Annotated in this window: 25 protein-coding genes; 6 read left to right on the top strand and 19 right to left on the bottom strand. The window is 39.6% G+C overall.

All coding sequences use genetic code 11. The features are described 5' to 3' along the window. Positions 1 to 160: 160 nt before the first annotated feature. Both AC0VZ9_RS09385 and AC0VZ9_RS09380 read right to left on the bottom strand, forming a co-directional pair. Positions 161 to 403: a YlbE-like family protein gene (locus AC0VZ9_RS09385; protein ID WP_009330929.1), complete on the bottom strand. Its 243-nt coding sequence runs from the start codon at positions 401 to 403 to the stop codon at positions 161 to 163. 12 nt (positions 404 to 415) lie between these two features. Further along, positions 416 to 823 carry a YlbD family protein gene (locus AC0VZ9_RS09380; RefSeq protein WP_009330930.1) on the bottom strand — a complete coding sequence of 136 codons (408 nt, stop codon included), beginning with the start codon at positions 821 to 823 and terminating at the stop codon, positions 416 to 418. 162 nt (positions 824 to 985) lie between these two features. Between AC0VZ9_RS09380 and AC0VZ9_RS09375 the strand changes: the two genes are divergently transcribed. Then, the gene (locus tag AC0VZ9_RS09375) at positions 986 to 1,483 is read left to right on the top strand and encodes a PaaI family thioesterase (RefSeq protein ID WP_475397291.1); all 498 of its coding nucleotides are present in this window, start codon (positions 986 to 988) and stop codon (positions 1,481 to 1,483) included. A 14-nt stretch (positions 1,484 to 1,497) separates the two neighbouring features. Next, a complete protein-coding gene (locus tag AC0VZ9_RS09370; RefSeq protein WP_475397290.1) occupies positions 1,498 to 1,878 on the top strand; it encodes a hypothetical protein in 381 nt (126 codons plus the stop codon). 13 nt (positions 1,879 to 1,891) lie between these two features. Here AC0VZ9_RS09370 and AC0VZ9_RS09365 read toward each other — a convergent pair whose 3' ends face one another. From AC0VZ9_RS09365 to AC0VZ9_RS09355, 3 genes are all read right to left on the bottom strand, one after another. Further along, entirely contained in the window at positions 1,892 to 2,989 is a 1,098-nt protein-coding gene (locus AC0VZ9_RS09365; protein ID WP_475397289.1) for a CAP domain-containing protein, read from the bottom strand. Positions 2,990 to 3,224: 235 nt separating this feature from the next. Beyond that, complete coding sequence (locus tag AC0VZ9_RS09360; RefSeq protein WP_475397288.1) at positions 3,225 to 3,656, bottom strand: CBS domain-containing protein; 432 nt, start codon at positions 3,654 to 3,656, stop codon at positions 3,225 to 3,227. A 3-nt stretch (positions 3,657 to 3,659) separates the two neighbouring features. After that, entirely contained in the window at positions 3,660 to 4,301 is a 642-nt protein-coding gene (locus tag AC0VZ9_RS09355; protein WP_475397287.1) for a CAP domain-containing protein, read from the bottom strand. A gap of 234 nt (positions 4,302 to 4,535) precedes the next feature. Here AC0VZ9_RS09355 and AC0VZ9_RS09350 point away from each other — a divergent pair, with 234 nt between their 5' ends. Continuing rightward, positions 4,536 to 4,895, top strand: a complete 360-nt coding sequence (locus AC0VZ9_RS09350) for a YugN family protein (protein WP_009330936.1) — start codon at positions 4,536 to 4,538, stop codon at positions 4,893 to 4,895. 100 nt (positions 4,896 to 4,995) lie between these two features. Here AC0VZ9_RS09350 and AC0VZ9_RS09345 read toward each other — a convergent pair whose 3' ends face one another. Beyond that, the gene (locus tag AC0VZ9_RS09345) at positions 4,996 to 5,346 is read right to left on the bottom strand and encodes an Asp23/Gls24 family envelope stress response protein (protein WP_009330937.1); all 351 of its coding nucleotides are present in this window, start codon (positions 5,344 to 5,346) and stop codon (positions 4,996 to 4,998) included. Positions 5,347 to 5,504: 158 nt separating this feature from the next. On the opposite strand from AC0VZ9_RS09345, the gene ytvI reads away from it, so the two are divergent. Then, entirely contained in the window at positions 5,505 to 6,563 is a 1,059-nt protein-coding gene (gene ytvI / locus AC0VZ9_RS09340; RefSeq protein ID WP_009330938.1) for a sporulation integral membrane protein YtvI, read from the top strand. A gap of 72 nt (positions 6,564 to 6,635) precedes the next feature. Here the strand turns inward: ytvI and AC0VZ9_RS09335 are convergent, their stop codons facing one another. The 8 genes from AC0VZ9_RS09335 to cyoE all read right to left on the bottom strand — a co-directional run bounded on the left by AC0VZ9_RS09335 (position 6,636) and on the right by cyoE (position 14,726). After that, the gene (locus AC0VZ9_RS09335) at positions 6,636 to 7,808 is read right to left on the bottom strand and encodes a GNAT family N-acetyltransferase (protein ID WP_475397286.1); all 1,173 of its coding nucleotides are present in this window, start codon (positions 7,806 to 7,808) and stop codon (positions 6,636 to 6,638) included. Positions 7,809 to 7,937: 129 nt separating this feature from the next. Continuing rightward, positions 7,938 to 8,405, bottom strand: coding sequence for a DUF420 domain-containing protein (locus AC0VZ9_RS09330; protein WP_009330940.1), 468 nt, complete (start codon positions 8,403 to 8,405; stop codon positions 7,938 to 7,940). Positions 8,406 to 8,640: 235 nt separating this feature from the next. Next, on the bottom strand, positions 8,641 to 9,543 hold the full coding sequence (ctaG, locus tag AC0VZ9_RS09325; RefSeq protein WP_019381690.1) for a cytochrome c oxidase assembly factor CtaG: 903 nt from the start codon (positions 9,541 to 9,543) through the stop codon (positions 8,641 to 8,643). A 191-nt stretch (positions 9,544 to 9,734) separates the two neighbouring features. Then, the gene (gene ctaF, locus AC0VZ9_RS09320; RefSeq protein ID WP_009330942.1) at positions 9,735 to 10,070 is read right to left on the bottom strand and encodes a cytochrome c oxidase subunit IVB; all 336 of its coding nucleotides are present in this window, start codon (positions 10,068 to 10,070) and stop codon (positions 9,735 to 9,737) included. Between the two features lie 4 nt (positions 10,071 to 10,074). Beyond that, entirely contained in the window at positions 10,075 to 10,704 is a 630-nt protein-coding gene (locus AC0VZ9_RS09315) for a cytochrome (ubi)quinol oxidase subunit III (RefSeq protein WP_009330943.1), read from the bottom strand. Next, a complete protein-coding gene (gene ctaD, locus AC0VZ9_RS09310; protein WP_009330944.1) occupies positions 10,704 to 12,572 on the bottom strand; it encodes a cytochrome c oxidase subunit I in 1,869 nt (622 codons plus the stop codon). Before ctaD ends, AC0VZ9_RS09315 begins: the two co-directional genes overlap by 1 nt. 27 nt (positions 12,573 to 12,599) lie before the next feature. Beyond that, positions 12,600 to 13,676 (bottom strand): cytochrome c oxidase subunit II, encoded by a 1,077-nt coding sequence (gene coxB, locus AC0VZ9_RS09305; RefSeq protein ID WP_009330945.1) that lies wholly within the window; start codon positions 13,674 to 13,676, stop codon positions 12,600 to 12,602. Between the two features lie 111 nt (positions 13,677 to 13,787). Beyond that, on the bottom strand, positions 13,788 to 14,726 hold the full coding sequence (gene cyoE / locus AC0VZ9_RS09300; RefSeq protein WP_009330946.1) for a heme o synthase: 939 nt from the start codon (positions 14,724 to 14,726) through the stop codon (positions 13,788 to 13,790). Between the two features lie 648 nt (positions 14,727 to 15,374). On the opposite strand from cyoE, the gene AC0VZ9_RS09295 reads away from it, so the two are divergent. Beyond that, a complete protein-coding gene (locus tag AC0VZ9_RS09295; protein ID WP_009330947.1) occupies positions 15,375 to 16,352 on the top strand; it encodes a COX15/CtaA family protein in 978 nt (325 codons plus the stop codon). A gap of 197 nt (positions 16,353 to 16,549) precedes the next feature. Here AC0VZ9_RS09295 and pyc read toward each other — a convergent pair whose 3' ends face one another. The 4 genes from pyc to glsA form a co-directional block, all read right to left on the bottom strand. Further along, complete coding sequence (gene pyc / locus AC0VZ9_RS09290; RefSeq protein WP_475397285.1) at positions 16,550 to 19,990, bottom strand: pyruvate carboxylase; 3,441 nt, start codon at positions 19,988 to 19,990, stop codon at positions 16,550 to 16,552. A gap of 180 nt (positions 19,991 to 20,170) precedes the next feature. Beyond that, positions 20,171 to 21,373, bottom strand: coding sequence for an FtsW/RodA/SpoVE family cell cycle protein (locus AC0VZ9_RS09285; RefSeq protein WP_009330949.1), 1,203 nt, complete (start codon positions 21,371 to 21,373; stop codon positions 20,171 to 20,173). Positions 21,374 to 21,631: 258 nt separating this feature from the next. Next, positions 21,632 to 21,913, bottom strand: coding sequence for an Fpa/YlaN family protein (locus AC0VZ9_RS09280; protein WP_019381685.1), 282 nt, complete (start codon positions 21,911 to 21,913; stop codon positions 21,632 to 21,634). A 127-nt stretch (positions 21,914 to 22,040) separates the two neighbouring features. Beyond that, positions 22,041 to 22,973, bottom strand: a complete 933-nt coding sequence (gene glsA, locus AC0VZ9_RS09275; RefSeq protein ID WP_475397501.1) for a glutaminase A — start codon at positions 22,971 to 22,973, stop codon at positions 22,041 to 22,043. Between the two features lie 138 nt (positions 22,974 to 23,111). Between glsA and AC0VZ9_RS09270 the strand changes: the two genes are divergently transcribed. Continuing rightward, a complete protein-coding gene (locus AC0VZ9_RS09270) occupies positions 23,112 to 23,609 on the top strand; it encodes a molybdopterin-binding protein (RefSeq protein ID WP_019381683.1) in 498 nt (165 codons plus the stop codon). 445 nt (positions 23,610 to 24,054) lie between these two features. On the opposite strand, the gene AC0VZ9_RS09265 is transcribed toward AC0VZ9_RS09270, so the two are convergent. After that, on the bottom strand, positions 24,055 to 25,386 hold the full coding sequence (locus AC0VZ9_RS09265) for a PhoH family protein (protein ID WP_180321099.1): 1,332 nt from the start codon (positions 25,384 to 25,386) through the stop codon (positions 24,055 to 24,057). Positions 25,387 to 25,388 lie beyond the last annotated feature (2 nt).

The following is a 25,388-nucleotide window of genomic DNA, read 5'->3' as shown; positions in this document are numbered from 1 at the left end:
AATGTCATCCGTAACCATCTGATAAAGATAGTGTTTGCCCAGCAGCTTATTTTTACTCTGTAATTATTAAAGTGACAGCTTCTTGCCTGCCTCTGACAAAAGTCAGGCGTGGAGCAGGACAGAACAAATAAAAAGCTCTCTCGGGTAACGAGAAAGCTTCCTAACTGGATTGAGAATTCATAGCCTGAAACATGCTCATCATCATGGAAGCCATTTGCACTCCATTAGTAAATTTTTCAACTTGGTGGGGAATCGTTTTTTTGTAATAATGCAGTGCGGCCACTTCAAGAGATTGAATTTCATTTGGATTTCTGCTCAGTGTTCTATACCAATGAGGCTGCTCACGGATAAATTGCTTTAGTTCCTTTTTTTGTTCTAGATACTCGACAATATCTTTTCTCATCTGTTTAACCCCTTAATCCTTTTTAAATGTAAAAGGGCTGCTTGGTTTAGACACACTTGATTTTGAGCCTCCTGATGGTTTCTGGCCGCCGCCCTGGAATTGGGAAATGACACCCTGTACTGCTGAAAGGGCCTGGCTGAGATTACTGATGTACCCCTGCATTTGATTCGCATCCATTTGCTTAAGAGTACCCATGATACTTCCCATCCAGTCATTTTTTTTCTCTTCTGGCTTTTGTGCTTCATCTTTGTTTTCTTTATAGGAATCCCACCTTGAATCTTCTTCCCCAAGCAAATACCAATCCTCATATAATTCCTGCCAAGTTGTATTTCCAGCCCTGACTTCCTTGATGATTTGCGGATTCTGTTTTACAAACTCTTTAAACTTTTCGACTGAGGGATGAAGTTTCGTTTTAGTCATGCCATATCACCTCGTTCTGATGCAAATGCCTATAATACCATATGAATAGGAATGGAAAAGGTGAATGAAATGCCTGCTCTATTCAGCCATTAAAATAAATTCAAAAATTCTGCCATTAATGATAATATATGAATGCAGAAAGTTATCGAAAGGTGAATTAGAATGAACAGAGAACTTATGGAATTATTTGATCAGTGCACCAAGAATGCAACTGAGGAAGAATTGAGCGCCTTAGAGTCCCTTCTATTAGGTTTTCATAAAAGACAGACCGGTCAAAACAGTTCCTATATCGGCGGACTTCTTCATATAGAACGGCAAATAACCGCGGATGAATGCATTCTGACTGTTCCTTTAAGTCAGATAGTCAATAATCCGCTGGGCATTCTCCATGGAGGAATAACCGCAACCATTATTGACTCTGCCATGGGAACACTTGCAGCATCACTTCTTCCTGAAGGCTTTGGGGCTGTTACGACACAGTTGAACATTCATTATCTTGCAGTTGGTAAAGGAGAATACGTGACATGCAGAGCGACGATTGACCATAAGGGAACAAAAAGCATGGTATTATCTGCAGATGTACTCCGCTCGGATGGAAGAAAAATTGCTCAGGCAACAGGCAGTTTTTTTATCATTGAAAAGAAGAACGTTAATAATTAAAAGCAGGTGGGAAAATGGTCACCGCTATCGTTATACCAATTATTTGCCTTTATTTTTTTTGGCTGACAAAAAAGGAAATGCGTGAGGGTTATGAGAAGTGGGCAAGCTTAAAAAATGTCCCTGAAGAGGCCATAATGTCCGGCGAAGTCGTCCAGATCAGCGAGCGCAGGCAGCGCTATAATTACAGCCGCTATGTTCATGTTCTTGAGCTGACCATCCAAACAAAGAGCAACAAACATTCCAATATTAAAAAAATCACCCCTTTAATGAAAAATACCAGAATCCCTTCTGTAAAGATTGGCGATTCTGTTCACCTATATGGAAATTGGAAGGATGACTTTTTTCAGGTTGGCCGTATTCAAATTGCAAAAACTGAAAAAGAGCCTCATACTTAGGCTCTTTTTAATTTTAGGTTTCTTCATCAGCTTTTTTTATGAAATTTTGCGTATAATGCTTTTTATAAACTCCAACTCCAAGATGTGTAAATTCTTCGTTCAGCAGACTATCCCGATGGCCTTTGCTGTTAAGCCATCCTTCAACGACGGCGGGGGCATCCGTATAATTTGCAGCTATATTTTCCCCTGCAGCCTCATATGAGACTCCCCCAGCTTCAAGTCGGTCCGACAAATCTCCATAAGTTTTAGAAGTATGAGAAAAGTCATTGCTTTCATACATATCTTTACTATGGGCAAAAGCTGCAGCTGCAGTCATATCATCCCATTTCAACGGCTGTAAATGATGTCTGACCCTTATTACATTTGTAAGGTCAAGAATTTGCTTTTCTTTCGCTCTCTCTACATCTTCCTCAAAGGCAGGAGAAGCCAGGGGGGGCTCCAATAATTCACCACGGTAAACCATTTCATACGGGCGAAGCTTAATTAAGGTGGCTGCATCCATTACTCTCACACTGGAGAGTGTCCCTGTAAATCTATCTATATTCAGCTGTGCATAATACTCTCCAACCATAACCAGCGGCCTTGTATTCAGGTCATCTTCGGACAATTCGAAACGATATGAGCTATCTTTTACTTTAAGGTTGAAATCTGTTCCAAAAAAGACGGATGCATATAATTCACCAATGGGCTGCCCTATTTTGAAAGGATAAATGTCTGCATCTTCACCTGTCGCAAACAAACTAACCACTTTATTTTTGCTTATCCCAGCCTGAATGTACTCAGTACCGCTTTTATTATATATCCACCATTCGTAGCCATAGAAAGAAGGATCTATTCTTGAGGGTGCTCCTAAACTTTCTTTAAGCTCCGCAGCGGATTTCCCTATAAAGGATACCATGCCTTTTTCAGGGAACCCTGTATTGGAAGATAAATTATTGTCATCGTTACTTATATCCTTAATTGCACCAGGCTGTGTATTTTCCTGATTGACAAGTATTTCCCCTTTCTCATTACGTCCAATATCTATGTAAAAGCCCGCTGCCAGAAAAATGGAAATCAAAACTAAAATTCGAAAAAGTGCCCTCAGAGAACCGTCCCTCCCTTCTCTCATTCATTGTATTTAATGTATGTAAAAAGTATAACTTGCAGTGTGTTCTGCATAATGGAACCTAATTAAAATCATGCAATCTATACTATTAATCATACCATTAGGTGTATTGTTTATCTATTCTTTTCACTGAGTTCCCCATGTAAAATAATCTATGTATACAAAGAGCGGTTTCCTTATTAGATTGCTGTTTTGGTCTAGGCAGATAATAAAAAAAGAACACCCTAATGGTGTCCTCTTAATGCTGTGCTTCAGTTCCGTGTTTTGAAATATCAGTAAGCGCTTCTCCAGCCTGGTCATCCGTTAAATGACGGATAGCAAAGTCCCCGAGAGATACTATTCCAACAAGCTTGTCACCTTCCACAACAGGAAGCCTGCGAATTTGATGTTCAGCCATCAAGCGTGCAGCTTCCCGAGCCTCTGTATCCCTGGTAACGGTTACTAAATGGCTGCTCATAATATCTTCTACTTTGGATGAAGCAGGGTGTTTTTCTGCCACACAGCGAAGAACTATATCCCGGTCAGTTATCATTCCTACTAGCTTCTCATTATCCACAATTGGGATAGCCCCTACGTTTAATTCTTTCATCTTAACTGCCACTTCATACACATTGTCCAGTAGAGAACAGCTTTCAACATGGCCGGTCATAATATCACGAATCATTTCCATTTTTTATCCTCCTTGTTTTTTCTCAACAATAAATATGGTCCAATAGTGACCGTGCAGGCCTCCTTGAATATAGCCAACACCAATATGTGTTGCCTTTTTGCTTAGAATATTTTCCCGGTGGACTGAGGAATTCATCCAGGCAGCAAACATTTCATCAGCTGTTTTATAGCCCGCCCCAATATTCTCCTCTACGGTCAGGAAAGAAATCCGCTGATTCCTTAACATTTCAATAGGATTTCCATATGTAGGAGAATTATGTGAAACATATTCTAATTTCATCATGTCCAAAGACTTTTTCTTGGCTGCACCATTCAGATGCAAATCGGCAGATAATGGTTTAAGCCTTAATTCTTTTCGTTTTTGGTTGGCAAGCTTGATAAGCTCAATTTCATTCACATCCATTTTGGGAATAGCAATTTCCCTTCCATCACCGGGAATGATAATAATTTCACCAGGAAAAATTAAATCAGGGTTTTCTATTTGGGGGTTGCTATTAATAATTTCTTGTAAATCCTGCTGGAATCTTAGCGCAATTTCCCAAAGAGTGTCCTTTTGCTCAACCCTGTAATCTGTTGCTGCGCCCGCATGATCTGCTGTGAAAAAAATAAGAAAAAAGAAGATAATAATGGTTTTGAATTTCCGCAATTGACGCTTCCCCTTTCACAGTTTGGCAGCACCGAGTTTATATTTGCTAATGTTAAGGCAGCCAGTCATTCAATTATGGCATTTCAACTAACGTTTTTCAGAGATCGATGTTTTCTTGCATGAATCCGTTGCAAGTTATCCTTTTTTCTACTATTATTAAATTTGAGATAAACTTGTTAAAATTATGCATGGATCGTTCATCTGAACCATGGATTGTTTTCAGGAGGGACAATTATGAAATTTGAAAACACAGGTCTGGAAAATAAAAAAGCAGACTTAACCCGCTTAGATGAAGTAATGCTTTCACACGGCCTGGTCCGTGAAGGGCAATGGGATTATGAAAGAGTTACATATGACCGTAAGTTCGAATTAAAAGAGGGTGTATTTTACCTTCGTGTGTTTGGATATGCTGCTGAAGGAGATGTAGGTGCACATAGAGCAAATATCCAGCTTATGACTCCCCTGCTTGGCAAACATTATTATCCGCATGGGGTAGAATACGGTGAAGGAGAAACCTTCCCTAAATCATTAGTAAGTCAATGCGAAAAAATTCTAAGTGAGATCAAAGCAGAGATTGACCAATTCGCTGAGTAATTTTTGCTTTTTCATTATGATTTATGAATTTATTTTTAACATGGAAAAGACGCATGAACATCATGCGTCTTTTTACATTAGCTGTATGACCTTCAAAAAATCATCGTTCCGGAAGACTGTTTCCCGCAGGTATAATTTTTTGAATGGAGAGATCAACTCTTTTAACTTCCAGTCCGGTTAAATGAACAATTTCATCTTTGATTTCTTCCTGAATCTGGAGAGTTTCTTCCAAAATATTTTTTCCCTTTATAAAGTTAAGCTTAATCTTCAGATATACTTCAGTGTTTTTAAAAGATATTGAGATCGGGTCTTTTATTTTCTTAAAGAATGTGAATCTTTCATGATTAAGAGGAATGACGCTTTCTCTTTCCTGCAGGCTCGATTCTACGATTGCGGAGATTATATCACTGGCTGCCTGAATCGTCTCGAAGTCAAGATGATCGTTATGCATCTTTCTTTCACTTCTTTCTGTACGATTTATTATATATCGGGCAATAATCTCTCAGTTTTAAACCAAATTACTTTCAGTTTTTATAATATTTAATGCATACTATAATCAAAGTGTTACGATCTTTTGATGGTTAACAAAATTGGGGAAGGGGACTTATTTTGTCTGCGATATTCACAAAACGTTTTTTATTAATATTGATTGCTGTAATTCTTATAACTGCCGTTTTTTATTTCATTTTGCCTGTTTCTGTTCCGCTGATTGTTGCATTTATTACCGCATTAATCCTGGAGCCGGTTGTGAAACTGCTGCAAAATAAAATAAAAATAAACCGAAGAGTATCCGTGCTGATTACTTTTCTAGGATTTGTCCTCTTCATTGGCTTATCAGGCTATTTTATTACGACAAAAGTGATAACTGAAGCCATTAAACTTGTTGAGAATGCTCCTATGTACATTAATGAAATCACAAAAGCATGGCTCAGGGCAGAAGCGGACTTTTCCAATGCCGCCAAAGACCTTCCTAAAGACCTTGTTGATGAAATAAGCAACCAGATTCAATCCTTCTTGAATAAAACGAAGAATGACCTTGTCGCTTACGTAAATATTGATAGCTTAAAAGCACTTCTGACAAACATCCCGAATTATCTTGTCAGTTTCATCGTATATTTGATTGCATTATTTTTGTTTTTAATAGATCTTCCCCGATTAAGGAAAGGCTTATATAATCACCTTACAGAAAAAACAGCAGATAAAGTCAAGTTTATGACTTCACGGCTGTCCTATGTCGGATTTGGCTTTTTTAAGGCCCAATTTCTAGTAAGTGTGATTATCTTTATCGTTTCCCTGATTGGATTATTATTCATCAATCCAGAAATGGCATTGATCATGTCTATAATCATTTGGATTATTGACTTTATCCCTATTATTGGCTCGATTGTCATTCTTGGCCCATGGGCATTGTTCCACCTGCTGACAGGAGATTTAGCTATGGGTACACAATTGGCAATTCTTGCAGCCGTCCTGTTAATTATCCGCAGAACAGTAGAGCCAAAGGTAATGGGCACCCATATAGGGCTATCTCCGCTTGCTACGCTAATAGCCATGTATCTAGGCCTGAAACTCATTGGAATACTGGGCTTCATTATTGGCCCATTACTGGTCATTGCGTTTAATTCCGCAAAAGAAGCAGGACTTATTAGGATGAATTTCAAAATATAAACTCAATGAATAAGTAAAAAAGCGTCCGCTAGGACGCTTTTTCTTTCCTGCATATATCTCTACTGAGTTTTCTTAAAAAAAGTCGTAGAAAAAGGATTGTTGAACAGGAATTTTTCTTTCCAGTATCTCAGCATCATTTCTTGGTCCTTTAATTTCGCCTAAATCATATAACTCCATTGGCCTCTTATAGCCAATTATAATCGCTGAAAGGGCATTGATAGACAAGCGCAGACCTCGAGCTGGAGGTTTTGTGCATTGGCTTCCTTCTTTCTCTTTAAACACCCTGACACCATCGCCTGCAATTAAGTAGCTTCCATTATTCCATGGTGCATGGTGATCCTCAATATGCAGAAAGACATTTTCACTATTTTCATTGAATGAAAATTGGCTGAGACACTTATCAGCATTGACGATTCTCCCCATAAAGTAAGGGAAAACCTCCATTTTTAAATTTGGCTGATTCAGGTAATAAGGAAATGGATCGTGTACTGATGTAATGATCTTTACTTCCTCAACCATCGAATCATGCTGACAGATAAAATTCCATAAATTCACTCTGGCTTCCTGATTTAAAGCTGCAAATTCTTCGACCTCCATTTTATTGTCTTTTACTTTGAATAAAATATAGCCCTGTCCTTCACCTGCTTCGTCAAAGTACACCGCAATCTGATAGTCTGAATAAACAAAGTTCTCCCACCAATATGCGTCTCTTACAAGCCCGCCTGAATAACGGAGCATATATTCTTTATAAATTTTTTCTATGGTTTTTGTGTGCTGGTTCTTAGTATATCGTTTAATGGTCCCTGAAGATTTTCCGGCCATTTGTAAATCTATTTTGTTAATAAGGGTTTTCTTATATTCGGTGAATATCTCCCATCCGAATTTCCGATAGAAAGAAATATTAAAAGGATGCAAAAATGAAAAAAGCTGATCCTTTTTGTCCATCTCGATCAAAGCGTGCTTTATCAGGCTGCTTACATACCCTTTTCTCCTGAATTCAGGATATGTTGCCACACCTGCAACACCTCCCATGTTCCATTCAAATCCATTAATATGAACTTTAAGTGGGATGATGTGAAGCTTCGCAGCCAGACTTCCCTCTTCCCAGATACCAAAAATGGAATGATTTTTTAATCGGTCCTTCCTGGCTGGGATGTCAGCTTCAGGCACATTGTACTGAAAAGCATACATGGAAAGCTTCATGGCCTCTATATATTCATTCTCTGATAATTTTCTTACAGACACAAAATTCACTCCCAATTAAATATCCTTATAATATTCGCCATAAACTTAATAAGTCCTTTTAAAACAGGAAGTGGATATAATTATGAGCAAAAAAAATACCGCTGAATAGATAGCGGCATCTTTAACCTGTTACGTACCCAAAATCGCCTTAATGACAGAGGTTGTTTCTCCGCCGTGATAGAAAACATACAGCAGCAAATAGACTGCAACACCTGTTATGCCAGTAAAGAACCAGACTACACTAGTAACCGGGCCTAATTTTCTATGTGCTGCCAATTTATTTTTATAGCCTGTATATAATGAGATAATTCCTAATACTGCTCCTACAGTTGCAAGCGTAATATGAAAAATCAAGAAAATTGTATAATAAATTTTTATATCATCAGGGCCCCCAAAAGCAGTATTTCCTATAAATACTGTTCTGCTGGCATATATGATAAAGAAAATAACAGCAAACACAGCAGCCAAGGTCATTGTTTTTTTATGAGCTTCAAGCTTCTTTTGGCTAATTTGGACCCATCCAATCGCAACCGTTATTGCACTGAGTACAATAAAAGTAGTGCTGATGGTAGGCAGTATAGGCAATGAGTATTCCATAGATTCTTCCTCTCTCCAATATCGGTTTGAAATTCAGCAATATGTTGTTGATTAGTACAAAGTTAATTTTAGTAGAGTGCACTGTTTTTTTCAACAAACTGTAAGGGCTTTTCATAAAAGTTCCTTAATTGTTCAATATTTATCAATTAGTAAGTGATAGATTTCATTGCTTGTTTAAGGAAAAGGAAAAATAAGTATTTTATAAAAAAAACTCCAGCCGCTGACTGGAGTTTCATTATTTTACTAAATGCGGATTTAGCATTGTTTCTTCCTCAGAAGGTGTAATTTCCTGTTCTTTTTTATACCATGCATAGAAGATTTGCGCGAGGATGATGCCATAGACAATTTCCTGGATGATCTTCATAATTACGCCGCCAAGCTGCTGGTCGTGTATAAGTGACATTGAATTAAACATTTCGGGTCCGCTGAGGTTCAGGCTTGCCAGTGTTGCAGAAGGGACACACAACTGAAGCGCCTGCGCCCAGGCATTCGGATCAGAATATGTGTTGTACATTGGAGTATCTGCAAATATGATCAGTGCACACGCTGGTGTCAATAAAACACCATTGGCAAAAACATATCCTACCTTTTTCAGACCGTCAAGGGATTCCATTTCAGGGAGCTCATTAATCGTCGGCCACCACATAAAGATTGCAAGCAGGAACAGAGCAGATGTATACACAGTATGGAACATCATATCTGTTTTGACTACATCAAAAACATCCGGTATGTGGTAAATGGAAAATACTCCATTAAACAGGATTATTGCTATTAATGGCTTTGTAAAAAGACGGAAAACAGGTTTAATAGCTTTGTGATTAATCACTGCTCTCCATAACCATTGAGGGACTCCCATGACAACAAGGGGAGGAACAACTAAATACAGGATAGCCATTTGAATCATATGGGCATAGAACATTAAATGGCCCATCAAATCCACAGGGGAGCCCTTAATTACATATAACACGATCATCGCGACAGTAAAATAAACACCCTGCCTTCTAGTTAAAGGCTCGCTATTCTTGAACTTTCCGCGGTACTTTATTGTAATCATATAGTAGCCTGTAAGTATCAATAGTACAAATAAAAAGAAATATGGACTCCAAAGTGCACGAAAACCGAATATTTCTAAAGACATGCTTTCACCTCATTCAATATTGCTCAACTGCCATAAACGCATCCTGCCATGAATATTCTGCTTTCCATATTGACAAGTATCATTATACTCTTTTCAGCCTGCAATCTCAATAAATCAATAAATGCTTATTAATTTGCTAAAGCTGCGTTACATAAAAAGAAAATCGGCCATCAGCCGATTTTCTCTTATACTTACCACCAAATAACAGTCAAGAAAGCAATGATTGTGATAAATCCGACTAATGCTCCGGAATATAAGAACAATGCAGGTGCTTCATGACCTTTGTGACTCATATGCATGAAATAATATAATTGAAAGATTACTTGCACAATTGCAAGAATCAGGATGAATGGAACAATAAACCATCCAGAGAAACCTTCATAACCTGCTGCTACGAACGCAACAATTGTCAGGAAGATCATAAGTGCAAAGGTGATAACTTGATGTTTCATCTCTTCTGCACTTTTTTTGCGTCTATATTCAATGTCTACTCTTGGGTTACCTGAGTTTGGTTGTTGATTGGCCATCAGTTTATCCCACCATTCCCATTAAATATACTACAGTGAAGATGAATACCCAAACAACGTCGATGAAGTGCCAGTACAGGCTGGCTACATAGAACTTAGGAGCATTGTAAAGGCTTAATCCCCTCTTGCTGTTGCGGATCATTAAAGTAGTGATCCACAGTAAACCAAATGCAACGTGACCACCATGGAAGCCGACTAATGTATAGAAAGCTGAACCAAAGGCGCTGCTTGTAAAGCTATGATGGAATTCATGCACATAGTGATTGAACTCGTAAATTTCCAATCCTAGGAATCCAAGTCCAAGCAAAACAGTAATTCCAAGCCATAGCTGCATCTTTTTAAAGTTAAAATTCTTCATGTGGTACATAGCGTACACGCTTGTTAACGAGCTTGTTAATAATAGCATCGTCATAATGAATGCCAATGGAATTTCAAACAAGTCCTTTGCTAAAGCCATATCACTGCTAGGTACTTTATCTTTTAAAGCAAGGTATGTTGCGAAGAGGGATGCGAATAGAACCGTCTCTCCCCCAAGGAAAAACCAGAAACCTAAGAATTTGTTCTTGGCTTCGAGGGTTTGCTTTTCAGGCGACGCCGGCCAAGTTTCATAAGTCATTTTTTGTTCAGCAGCCATTATGCCTTAACCCCCTTATCATTATTATCTTCCAAATCTTCTTTATGAATGTGGTATCCATGATCATCCTTAACAGAACGAACAAACATAGAACCTAAGGTAATAAGCATACCAGCGATCAGGACTGGAATACCCCAGCTATGCTCCGCTCGGTACATTGCACCAAATGCAGCAACAAATAGACCTAAAGAAATTACAAATGGAATGAAAGAGTTGTTTGGCATATGAATATCACCAAGCGGTTCAGCAGGTGACATGCCTTTTTTGCCTTCCATTTTTTCAAGCCAATATGCATCAAGACCGCGAACCAGCGGAAGCTGCTTGAAGTTGTAGAATGGAGGCGGTGATGGAATGGCCCATTCTAAAGTACGGCCATCTCCCCAAGGATCATTGCCAACTTTTTCATTTTTAACACTTGTAATGACAATATTAATTAACATAATGATTACTGCAGCTGCCATGAAGAAGGCACCGACAGTACTAACCATATTTGCCGTTTCAAGTCCCTGTCCAGGAAGGAAAGTGAAGATGCGGCGAGGCATTCCCCAAAGGCCGAGGAAATGCTGGATAAAGAATGTTAAATGGAATCCAATAAAGAATAATACGAATGTAATTTTTCCAAGGAACTCGTTTAGCATTGTTCCGAACATCTTTGGCCAGTATAGATGTGCACCTGCAAATAATGCAAACACAACACCGCCGACAATAACATAATGGAAGTGAGCAACTACAAAGTAGCTATCATGGTACTGATAATCCTGTGCAGCAGATGCAAGCATTACACCAGTTACACCGCCGGCTACGAAGGAAGGAATAAAGGCAACAGCCCAAAGCATTGGAGTTGTGAACGTTATGCTTCCGCCCCACATTGTAAATAGCCAGTTAAAGATCTTAATACCAGTCGGTACTGCAATTGCCATAGTGGCAACAGCAAAAATTGCGTTAGCAATCGGCCCCATACCAGTTGTAAACATATGGTGAGCCCATACCATGAATCCTAAGAAACCAATAAGAACCGTTGCGAATACCATGGAAGAGTATCCGAAAAGACGCTTTCTTGAAAAAATCGCAAATATCTCAGAGAAAATACCGAAAGCCGGCAATACCAAGATATAAACTTCAGGGTGACCAAAAATCCAGAAGAAGTGCTCCCAGATAATTGTATTACCGCCCATTGCCGGATCAAAGAAGTTAGATCCAAACATACGGTCGAAAATTAACAGGAATAATCCTACTGTTAAAGCAGGGAATGCAAACAAAATCAATGCAGATGTAACAAAAGTTGCCCATGTGAACATCGGCATACGCATGTATGTCATACCAGGAGCACGCATGTTAATGATGGTAACAAGGAAGTTAATACCCCCGATTAACGTACCAGCCCCTGATATCTGCAGCCCAAGTGCATAGAAGTCGATCCCATGCCCTTCAGAAGCAATTGATAAAGAAGCATAAGAAGTCCAGCCGGCATCAGGAGCTCCGCCTAAGAACCATGATAGGTTCAAGAAAACTCCGCCAAAGAAAAACAGCCAGAATCCTAAAGAATTCAAGAATGGGAACGCAACGTCACGCGCACCGATTTGAAGTGGCATAACTGCATTCATAAAAGCAAAAATTAGTGGCATAGCCGCCAAGAAGATCATCGTTGTACCGTGCATTGTTAATATCTCATTATACAATCCGGCACTTACAAAGTCATTATTTGGTACTGCTAGCTGGATACGGATGAACATGGCTTCCAATCCGCCAAGCAAGAAGAAAAATCCGCCAGCTATAAGATAAAGGATTGCGATTTTTTTATGGTCAACTGTTGTTAAGTAATCCCATAAAACCGCTCCGAAACCTTTTTTTTGTGCTAAGGTACTCACAATTTTACCTCCCTTTTCAAAAATCCCCTATTGTTCGGTAACTTTCAAGCCCATTAAGTATTCTGTAAGGGCATCAAGCTGTTCTTCAGTCAATTCACCATACGTACCTGTCATTTTATTTCCAGGCTTGAATGTCTCTGGATCTCTTAACCAATCCTTAAGATCTTCCTCAGTATGGTCAAGGATACCAGCAATACGGTCACGATCACCGAAGTTCGTTAAGTTAGGAGCTAGACGAGCTGCTTCAGGAGCAGTGTTAGCCGGTGTTACAGCATGACAGCCGATACAGCTGTTATTGAAGACTTCCTGACCAGCTTGAGCCAGATCTGTCTCTGCCTTTTTAGGTTCTTTAACGTCCTGCATGGCAGTTACCCATTGATCGAATTGATCTCGTGGAACCGCTTTAACTTTGAAATCCATTAGAGCGTGGGAAGGACCACAAAGCTCAGCACATTTTCCATAGAAGAAATTATCAGCCTCAGCAGCCTTTTCACCATCAAATTTCAGCCAGAATTTGTTCACATTGTCAGTGTTCGTATCCAGCTTACCGCCTACAGCAGGGATCCAGAAGGAGTGCTTAACATCTGAAGCAATAAGATTGAAATAAACTTTTTCATCAGTTGGCACAACTAATTCCTGGCCAGTGATAATTTCCTGGTTTGGATATTCAAATTCCCACCAGTATAAGTTTGCACGCACATTAACAACAAGTGCGTCTGTTTTGCCTTCTTCATTCTTCTTTTCCATTGGGCTTACATCTGCAAGCTTAAAGGTAGCAGAAACTGTAGGTACAGCAAGAATTAGAAGCAAAAGAATAGGAATAACAGTCCAAATGATTTCCAGTTTGTGGCTTCCTTCAACTTGTTTTGGAATTCTGTCGTCCTTGCGGCGGAATTTAAAAATAACAATAAAGAAGATTACTGTTACGACCGCAATTACTCCTACCATAATTGCAGTACTTAACACCATCAAATCAAATTGTGTTTGCGCCACTTCGCCGGCAGGATTCAGCGTAGATAAATACGGTTTGCCGGAGCAAGCGGAAAGAATGAGCGCCATCATTGCAAACAGAGAAAAAAGACGCCACTTTGCAAGCCTTTTCATAGCTTAATCAAACCCCTCTTTCGTAAAAATTTCATTTTTTGAATTGTTTGATCAAAAAATATGGATAAATCCTCTCTCGTTACTAGCGAAAGAAAGAATTTCCTAACTAAGTTAGATAATTGTGATGATCACCATAGCTACAAACATGATGGTCAGATATTGCAGGGAGTATACAAACATTAATGTAGCCCATTTTATATCATTGTTAAATCTCCTTGCATATAATCCCGTCAATAACCATCCAATATTCAATACTGTGGCCAGGATTAAAAAAGGCAATCCAAGTGATGGCATAAGAAATGGCAGCGGCAATAAAGCTGCAACCCATATGTAAATATGCCTTTTGGTAGCTTTAAACCCTTTTACAACTGGAAGCATGGGAACTCCCGCAGCCCGGTATTCCTCCACCCTTCTCATTGCTAAAGCATAAAAATGAGGAGGCTGCCAGATAAAAACGATAGCGAACAGCACCCAAGCCATTGGGTCGAGATTGCCATCAGCAGCTGCCCACCCGATCAGCGGGGGAACTGCTCCTGAAATGCTGCCTACAATCGTATTGGATACAAATCTGCGTTTCGTCCACATTGTATATAAAACAACATAGCTGAAAACGCCAATTAATCCAATTACAACTGCTGCTGCTGTTGTAAACATTAAAAAGGCCGTACCAAGGCCAATAAGCAGAAAGCTCAAAAGTGCAACCTTGCCCGGGTTTACTTTCCCAGTAACAGTTGGCCTCCCTTTTGTTCTTTCCATTAATGGATCAATGTCGCGGTCAATATAATTATTTAGGCTGCAGGAGCCTGCAATAATCAATGAGGAGCCAATGACTGTATAAAGAACCAGATCAAGATTATTGAAAAATCCCTTTCCGGAAAAATGCAGTGCAAGCCAAAGTCCGGTGAAGGTTGTAATCAGATTGGAGTTCACAATGCCTATTTTGATTAGGGCAAGAAAATCCTTCCAAACTGTAGTTTCAGGTATATCTTTTTGAAGGCTTCGCTTACTGTCCTCAATTGCAGCATCACTCAAAGCCCGTGAGTTAGACATATCTTTTCCTCCTTTATCTCTTATCGCAGACAAAAGGTATCTTTGCACAACACCTACTATAAAGCATAAATCCCTGCAAAGCTATGTACGCGATAAAAAACGAGGGGTAAACCCTGGATGAATAATAATAATCCTAATAGTTTTCTTCCATTAATAATGTATTCAAACTGTTTATTATCTAAATGAAACTAAACCATTTCTCTGTATATTAAATCACACTTTAAAACTCTTTTGTGAATTTTTTTAGAATAATTTATGACTAATTTGTGTCAAAAAATAAATTCACTTAAAGAATGGTTGCTTTTTTGAGATAATAAAACTGCTTCAGAAAACTACAGAAGAAAAAATATACTCACTTTTATGTATTTTGTGATACTTTCCGCGACAGGGGTTATCCATTTTATACCCCCTTTATATTTCTAGCAAACTCCATTACAAGTTTCAACCTTTTTTACTATAATTAACTTTATAAATTTTATAACTGTTGTAAAAAAAGCTTTATTCCTGTACTATCGAAAAAGTAAAATGACGCACATTACTATATGGCTTTTTATAGAATCTTTGATAAGATAGATAACGGACAAATACTTAGTAATTCAATTGTTTTCCCATTGATAGACATAGAATATTTAAAGAAGGTGAAAGGCTTTGCAACGATCTTTAAAATGGTTTGCCGTTCTTACAACTATCGGCATGCTCTTAATTTTGCTCGGCGGTGCCCTGGTAACTAAAACTGAATCAGGAATGGGATGCGGAAAATCCTGGCCGCTTTGCAATGGCGAATTTGTTCCAAGCGACATTACTCCTGAATTGATTATCGAACTGGCGCACAGACTTGTTTCAGGCTCAGTTGGTTTTATGGTCCTGATATTATCGATTTGGACATGGAGAAAATTGGGACATATAAGGGAAACAAAGTTTTTATCACTCACTTCATTCTTCTTCCTTGTCCTCCAGGCTTTAATTGGAGCGGCCGCAGTAGTATGGGGGCAATCTGATTTTGTACTTGCCCTTCATTTCGGGATTTCCTTAATATCATTTGCTGCAGTACTGCTTTTGACTTTGCTTATCTTTGAAGTAGATAAGAAATTCGAAGCCGAGAAGCTCATTATTGATAAAAGAATGAGGAAACATATTATTGGAGTTTCTATATACAGCTATGCTGTTGTATACACTGGCGCGCTTGTGCGCCATGTTAATGCAAGTCTTGTCTGCCGTGACTGGCCGCTTTGCTTTAACGGTTCTTTCGCTCTTCCGGAAAATATGTATGAATGGGTGCAAATGGGCCACCGAGCTGCTGCCGGATTAATTTTCATATGGATCGGTTACATTACTTATCTTGCAATTAAGCATTACAAGGAGCAGAAAGTTGTTTATTGGGGCTGGATCATTTCATTTATCTTAGTAACCCTGCAGGTTGCTGCTGGTGCATTAGTTGTTTTAACACGACTTAACCTGTATATAGCTCTTGCCCACGCATTCTTTATTTCCTGCTTATTTGGAGTATTAAGCTATTTTATCCTTCTGTCCTCACGGAGCAGGAAGAATGAGCTTGCTGTTTCAGCTGTTAGGGAAAATGAGAAAAATGATGAAGCTGCTATCCCGACCATTACTTCCATTCCATAATTGCTTTAAACAAAAGAGCTTCGGCAAACTGCCGAAGCTCTTTTGTTAATTTTTCGCAGTCTTATGGGAGTGAGACCCCCACTTCATGACACAGTGGAATCAAGGAGGATAGAAGGGCCCAAAAAGAAGAACAAAGACTGTGGCCTCCTCAACTAACAATCAGTGGGGATAAGATCCACACTGATTGCAGTTTCACTTTATTTTGACAGCTCTATCAATAAGTCTCCTGTTTGAATTGCTTCACCGTTCGAGACATGGATGTCTTTAACTGTTCCAGAAAATGGCGCCTGTACAGTTGTTTCCATTTTCATAGCTTCTGTAATCATTAAGTGATCGCCCTTTTCGACTTTTTCACCTTTTTCTACAAGCACCTTGATTACAGTTCCCGGCATGCTGGCAGCAATATGACTTTCATTATGCGGATCAGCTTTTGCCTTGGAGGCTACAGTTGCTTTAATGCTTTCATCTTTTATGCTTACTTCACGAGGCTGGCCATTCAGCTCAAAATAAACAATTCTTGTGCCATCAGCTTGAGGCTGGCCAATAGAAACTAATTTTACTATCAATGTTTTACCTGTTTCAATTTCAATTTCGACTTCCTCACCCAGCCTTAGACCATATAGGAATGTTGGGGTGTCAAGAACAGAAATATCACCAAATTGTTCACTGGTCTTAATATAGTCCATAAATACTTTTGGATACAATGCATAGGCAATTGCATCAAAGCTTGTAACTTGCCTTCCCAGTTCTTTAAAGAGTTTTTCTTTTAAAGCATCGAAATCCACGTCTTCAAGAAGCTCACCCGGGCGGACAGTGATTGGCTCTCTGTCTTTCAATATGACCTTTTGCAGTTCTGCCGGGAATCCTCCATACGGCTGTCCTAAATAGCCTTCAAACAATTCTACAACTGAGTCTGGAAAATCCAGAGATTTGCCTTTATTCAAAACATCCTGCTCTGTCAGCTGATTCTGGACCATAAATAACGCCATATCACCAACTACCTTGGAAGAAGGTGTAACTTTAACGATATCACCAAACATTTGATTCACACGGGAATACATGTCCTTAACTTCATCCCACTTATCTCCAAGGCCAACAGCTTTAGCCTGCTGCTGAAGATTACTGTATTGTCCGCCAGGCATCTCATGCTGGTAGACTTCTGAATGAGGGGCCTTCATGCCGCTTTCGAAGTCCTGGTAATATTTGCGTACATCTTCCCAATAGTAAGATAACTGCTCAAGCGACTGGATATCAATTTTTGGCTGTCTGTCATTCCCCTGCAGTGCGTAATATAAAGAATTAGCACTTGGCTGGGATGTTAAACCTGCCATTGTGCTTAGGGCCGTATCCACAATATCCACTCCAGCCTCAATAGCTTTTGCATATGTGAAAATTCCATTTCCGCTCGTATCATGAGTATGAAGGTGAATTGGAATATCAACAGTCTCTTTCAATTCAGATATAAGGGTGTATGCTGATTGCGGCTTCAATAAACCAGCCATATCTTTGATTGCCAGTATATGGGCTCCCTGATTCTCTAACTCTTTTGCCAGGTCTTTATAGTATTTAAGATTGTACTTTGTTCTTGCAGGATCCAAAATATCACCTGTATAGCACATGGAGGCTTCTGCAATTTTCCCTGTCTGGCGGACAGCATCAATTGCGACTTCCATCCCTTTAACCCAGTTAAGGCTATCGAATATCCGGAAGACATCAATGCCAGCGTAGGCTGATTTTTCAACAAACTCTCTTATTACATTATCCGGATAGTTTTTATATCCTACTGCATTTGAAGCACGAAGAAGCATCTGGAATAAAACATTTGGCATTTTTGCGCGCAATGTCAGCAGCCTTTCCCAAGGATCTTCTTTCAGGAATCTATACGCGACATCAAAAGTTGCACCGCCCCACATTTCAAAGGAAAACATATCAGGAAGCAATTTTGCTGTCGGTTCTGCGATATGCTTCAGGTCATTCGTCCTTACTCTTGTCGCCAGCAATGATTGATGGGCATCACGGAAGGTCGTATCAGTAATTAAAACTTCTTTTTGCTCTTTAATCCATTTAACAAGTCCTTCAGGACCGTGATTATCTAATATTTGTTTTGTGCCGTCCTGGTAATCTGTGCTGTATTTTAATTTTGGCACCCGCGGCTCATCAAATACCGGACGTTTCTTCTTTTCAATTCCCGGGAATCCATTAACAGTTACATTCCCGATATAACTCAGCATCTTTGTTCCGCGGTCTTTCCTTTTTGGGAACAGGAATAGTTCAGGTGTTTCATCAATAAATGATGTATCATATTCCCCTCTTAAGAATTTCTCATGTTTTACTACATTCTCAAGGAAAGGAATATTTGTTTTAATGCCCCTGATTCGGAACTCTTGCAGGTTCCGCACCATTTTTGATGCTGCCTGCTGGAAAGTCATAGCGTGCGTTGAGAGTTTAACAAGCAGTGAATCATAATAAGGGGTGATTACTGCCCCCTGGAAACCGTTCCCCGCATCAAGCCGCACGCCGAAACCGCCGCCTGATCTGTAAGCCATTAAACGCCCAGTATCAGGCATGAAGTTATTTAAAGGATCTTCTGTTGTAACACGTGATTGAATGGCAAATCCATGAATGTGAATATTTTCCTGTTCCGGAACACCCACTTCTTTACTGTGCAGCGAGTAGCCTTCAGCCACTAAAATTTGTGTTTGTACAATATCTACTCCTGTTACCATTTCGGTGATCGTATGCTCAACTTGCACACGCGGATTTACTTCTATGAAATAAAACTGATCACCTGATACAAGGAATTCCACAGTTCCTGCATTAATATAATCTACATTCTTCATAAGATTGACAGCAGCCTGGCATATATCATCTCTTAATTTTTTGGAAAGAGATACGCAAGGTGCTACTTCTACAACCTTCTGGTGACGCCTCTGGACTGAACAATCTCTTTCATACAGGTGGACAATATTCCCTTCATTGTCACCAATAATTTGTACCTCTATATGTTTTGGCCTTTCTATGAATCTTTCAACATAAACTTCATCATTTCCAAAAGCAGCTTTAGCTTCCGACTTTGCACGCTCATATGATTCTTTAACATCTTCCAGGCTCCTTACGATGCGCATGCCTCTTCCGCCGCCGCCAAGTGAAGCTTTAATGATAATGGGGAATCCGTGATTTTTGCCAAAGCTAATCACTTCATCCAGGCTTTCTACAGGGCCATCACTGCCTGGAATAACCGGAATTTCTGCAAGCTGTGCCTGGGTTCTTGCTTTAACTTTATCCCCAAACATGTCCAGATGCTTAGAAGTAGGACCGATAAATATGATGCCCTCTTCCTCGCAGCGTTTTGCGAATTCAATATTTTCCGACAGAAATCCGTATCCCGGATGAATGGCATCAACATCACTGCTTTTCGCAATGTCAATGATTCCTTCAATATCCAGATAGGCATCAATCGGTTTTTTTCCCTTCCCTACCAGGTAAGCTTCATCTGCTTTATAGCGGTGATAGGATCCGGAGTCCTCTTTGGAATAGATGGCTACCGTGCGGATATCCAGCTCTGTGCAGGCACGGAACACTCGAATGGCAATTTCTCCTCTATTGGCTACTAATACCTTGTTAATTCTTCTGCTCAACCAAAACACCTCGTCTTTATGTATTTTTTGGCAATATTCTGCCAAATCCAAGTTGAGGCCGGGTGGGTTTCCCGCTGGCCGGCCTTAGTAACTTTGAATTGGCTGCTCCCTGATGGAAGCAATTATGTAATCAGCTTCTGCTGATTGATGTATAAATAAAGCACTGAAAAGTTTCTGTGCCTATTTACGAATGGAAAATGTTTTTTCGGAAGCCAGTTCCATGGATTCCGGTTTTGTCTGTTCATTTTTATTTTTGTATTTTTGTTCATAATTTACAAACATAGATACATTGACTAAAATCCCCATTGCAATCGAAAGCTGAAGCAGAGATGAACCTCCATAGCTGATAAATGGAAGTGTGACACCTGTCAGCGGCATAACACCGGAAATCCCTGCAAGATTGATGAATGCCTGAATACCTATCATAGCTGATATGCCAATAGCCAATAAGCTGCCAAAAGCATCTTTACACTTTAAACTGATAAAGATTCCCCTCAGGACAATATACCCGAGAAGCAAAATTACAAAACCTACTCCAAATGCCCCAAGCTCTTCAGCAATTACAGCCATAATGAAGTCTGTATGCGCTTCAGGAAGATAACCAAGCTTTTGTATGCTTTCGCCAAGACCCAGCCCTTTTAATCCGCCTGCACCAAGGGCAATATAGGAATTCGATAGCTGATACCCGAATTCTGATCCAAAGGGATCCCTAAATGCTTCGACCCTGCCCAATCGATAAGGTGCGAAAATCTTATCTTTTAACAGAAGGATAAAAGGCGCAGCTAATATTACCCCGAATAGTCCTAGCCTAAATATGTTTTTGAAATTCATGCCTGAAGTAAAAATGACGGCAGCTGCTACCAGAAAAATAATCATCGCAGAACCAAAGTCAGGCTGAACTGCAACAAGCAAAGCAGCTAGAATCAGATAAGCAAGCGGGGGAAGAACCCCTTTATTAAACTCATTAATATAGGGCTGCTTTTTTGCATAGACAGCTGCTAAATATATGATGACTGAAAGCTTGACAAATTCTGCAGGCTGAAGGCTTCTGCTCCCGATTTCAAACCAGCTCATCGCCCCGCCGGCTACTTTACCAAAAATAAATAGCGCAATCAGGCCGAATAACGAAATGAACACCATCGGAACAAGAAATTTATTGCTTTGCATTGCTTTGTAAGGAAATAGAGCGACAATAATAAAAACAATTGCACAGATAATTAAATGCATTTTTTGCTTATTATAAAAATAGTCGCTTTCCTGATCATAGATCTGCACCGCTGTTACCATGCTTGCACTGAATACCATAATGAGTCCAAAAACAGATAACAGGGCAACTGCAATAATCAGGGTATAATCATATGATTTTAATATTTTTTTAAACATCCAGCCCTCTTCCCTTATCTTCTAAAGTTTATTACTTATTCTACTATAGTATTGAATATCCTGCTTTGAAGAAAAGAAAAGTTAATTTAAATGTAACACAGCAAAGAAAAAAATTCTATAATTATGCCATACTAATTTAAAAATAAGTTATACAACTTAGGGATTTCTTTTCTTGTGGATATACTATTTCATTTCTTTTAAAATTCATGCAGTTATAAAAAAACTCAAACAATCTTTAAAAGATGTTTGAGTTTTTTTTTATTTTTTTACTGAGGCTTCGTGGAGCATGGATAGCTCCCTTTCCAATTCATCTAAAATAGCCTTGCCTTCAGCCTCTTCAATTAATCCAAGACGGACAGCAAAATCTATTTCTCTGGATAAGCCAAACATCTGGGTATCAAGAACCTCTTCATATAGAGGACATTGAGGCATAGTCAGATTATCCATTTGCACCTTAATTAATTTTAATATTTTAGCAGCATCTGCCTTTAATAGAGCATTTGCTTTTTCTTTGTGATCAATAATCATGTCAGAAGCCAACTTTCAATCCCTCCATTTCCGAGCGATCATCCTATCTATAAATTTTATACTTAAGCTTGGAAAAAAGCAAGGATAATAAGGGATTCGACCAGGAATTCCTTCATAATATACTCACTTTCCATATATTTCAAAATATACTGTAGTCATTTCGATTTGAAAGCATTTCAAGCACTTTTACACCAGCGATGCTATTTCCTCTCTTGTCCAGGGAAGGGCCGAATATGCCAATTCCGCATTTATTTGGCACCACAGCTAGTATTCCACCGGATACCCCGCTCTTTGCTGGTATGCCAACTTTAATAGCAAACTCTCCAGAAGCATTATACATCCCGCATGTCACCATTAACGTCTTGCAAACCCTGGCAATATCAGACGGAATAACCTCTTCATATGTTTCAGGATCTTTTCCATCCAATGCCAGTACTGCACCTGCCCTGGCAAGATCAAAGCAGTTCATTTCGATTGCACACTGTCTTGTATATATGTCTATTAGTTCCTCTACATCACCATTAATTACACCATGCTGTTTCATAAAATAGCATAAAGCCCTATTAAGCCATGAGGTTTCAAATTCAGATTTTGCAACTATTTCGTTACAAGATACATTTTTATCATTTACGAGCCGCCCCACAAACTCTATTATACGATGCCATTTTTCATCGGAGCTCTCACCTTTTATCATATTAGTTACTGCTAAAGCTCCTGCATTAATCATTGGATTTAATGGTTTAGAGGGGATTGAAGTTTCCAGTTTGGAAATTGAATTGAACGGGTCACCAGTTGGTTCCATTCCCACTTTTCCGAAAACATATTCGTATCCCATATCCTCGATCGCCAAAGCCAAAACAAGAACTTTGGATATGCTTTGAAGAGTGAATTTATTTTGATAATCACCCGCGTAAATACAGCTTTTTTCTTGGATATTATATACAGCAGCTGAGAGGTCATGCCTATTTACCTCTGCAAGTGCGGGAATATAGCCTGCCACCTCTCCATAAACAGTATGCAGGGCTGCCTCATTAACAATCTTCTGAAGATCAGCGTTTGTATGACATGTCATCTGTGAACCTCCCGGATTCGTTCTTTTCATATTGATATCTTGTCCCAACTCACTGCGGGGAATGCCTGTATGACAAGCCGCTCAAAAATCTGTATACTTACCCTATACATACATTAATGCGCCGACAGGAGGATCAATATGGAAAATATAATTGCCTTTAAAGGAAACGTTAAATACCAAATCACCTTAGATCCAGGAGTCTGGATATTCGATGATCGGAGACTCGATTTGACAACATACTTTATTCAAGATGGCATCAGGAAAAATGAACTTGAGGAATATACCAAGGCAGTCTCAAAGCACTGGGATAGAGAAATCATGGAAGGCGCAGTATTTCCTCCAACACTTAAAACAGAAAAGAAATTTGAAAAAGAAAAGGTTCTGACAGGCACTTTCGGTATACCTTTTAAGCCATTTCTTAGGAATGCAGAACCAAAGGAGAATGCTGAAACTGTTATCATTGAAAGTGAAGATGGGGAAACTCGATTAACTTTATCTCAAGCCGACGATTTGATATTAGGGTTCTCAAAGGATGGAAAACCTTTAAAAGAAGATGGGCCAGTTCATGTCTATTACGGGGATGGAAGCAATCAAAACTCACCCATAAAAAGAGTGAAGGCATTTAGAGTGGAATGACCGGAGAGGGCGATTGTGCATCGCCCTTTTATTTAATATATACAATATTTGAACGCCCAAAAATGTCTAGCGAATGAAGCCTGCCCCCCTCGAGGTCACAAGCTTGTCTAGCTGAGGCTCCTAGGGACGAAAGACTAGCCAATCCCTTTCCAGAAGGAAAAAATACCTTCATGCTTGTCGTCCCTGGGCAGTCGCCTGCACATTTCAGGCAATCCTCCCAAAAAGGCAAAGGACGCCTTTCCGGGAGGCTCGTCTTGTGCTTGAGGCCCCAGGACAAGGAAAGGAAAGTTTCGTCAGCATTAAATTCGCACGACCGAAAGCGGTAGCTTTTGGGAGGACGTGTTGCTCTTAGACTGGTTTATTCGTGGGCAAGGCGCTTGCGCTTTTCTTTCGGGAGCCAAACGGACATTAAAGACTGCAGATTCCAGAGCCGCTTTCATGCAGGCTATAATAGGTCAGCAGCAAGTTGGGCAAGGCCAGATCTCTCACCTTTAACAAGCTTAACATGCCCTGAGATAACCTGATCTTTAAATCTCTCCACCACATAGGTGAGCCCGTTGTTATAAGCATCCAAGTAGGGATGATCTATTTGCTCAGGGTCTCCCATCAGGACAATCTTACTTCCTTCCCCCACCCTGGTTAAAATAGTTTTAACTTCATGTTTTGTCAGGTTCTGTGCTTCATCAATAATAATAAATTGATCTGGTATGCTTCTCCCCCTAATATATGTCAGAGCTTCAACCTCAATAGAGCCCATACCAGCCAATATCGCATCCAATTCACCTGGCTTTTTGACATTAAACAGGTACTCTAAATTATCATATATCGGCTGCATCCACGGCCTTAACTTTTCCTCTTTTTCTCCGGGAAGGAATCCCAAATCTTTTCCTACCGGCACAATGGGGCGAGCCACCAGTAATTTTTTGTACTGGCCATAATCTTCTGTCTGCATTAATCCGGATGCCAGCGCCATAAGAGTTTTCCCAGTCCCTGCCTTTCCGATAAGAGTAACAAGCGGCAGATCATCTCTCAGCAAGAGCTCAAGAGCCATTGTTTGCTGGACGTTCCTTGGCTTGATCCCCCAAATATGATCATGGTCAAAAATAAGCTTTTTCACTTTTTTTCCACCTTTGTCCACAATACCAAGCGCAGACGAAGATGAACCCAGCGCATCCTTCATCACCAGAAACTGATTAGGGTAGAAAGGATGGTTCGCTATTTCTGATAACGGCAGTTCTCCTTTTTCATAAAAGCGGTTCATAATATCGAGTCCGATATAGACTTCCAGAAACCCAGGATATAAATGATCATTTTCAACCACACGGTCACTTAAGAAGTCTTCTGATATTAGCCCGATAGCATCCGCTTTAACTCTGACAAGGGCATCTTTGCTTACAAGAATAACCGTTCGTCCATTTTCTTTTGTCTCTTCCTCAAGTGATAGGTTTTTTGCAACTGCCAAAATCCGATTATCATTTGTTTTTTCTACAAAAATCTCTTGAAGTTCATGAAAAGACCTATGATTTAACTCAATTCGCAGGCTTCCGCCATTTTCAAGAGGTATTTTCTCATGCAGCTTACCCGTCTCCCTCATGCTGTCAATCAGCCGGGATACTTGCCTTGCGTTCCTCCCAATTTCATCCATATACCTTTTCTTAGAATCAACTTCTTCTAGTACTACAGCCGGAATGACTACTTCATTTTCTTCAAATGAAAATATGGAATTAGGATCCTGCAACAAGACATTGGTATCTAATACGTAAATTTTACTCAATATGA

The sequence above is a fragment of the Cytobacillus sp. QJM3NY_8 genome, assembly GCF_056173585.1.
The sequence above is the reverse complement of the archived record's forward strand: the minus strand, read 5'-3'. Positions and strand labels throughout refer to the sequence as shown.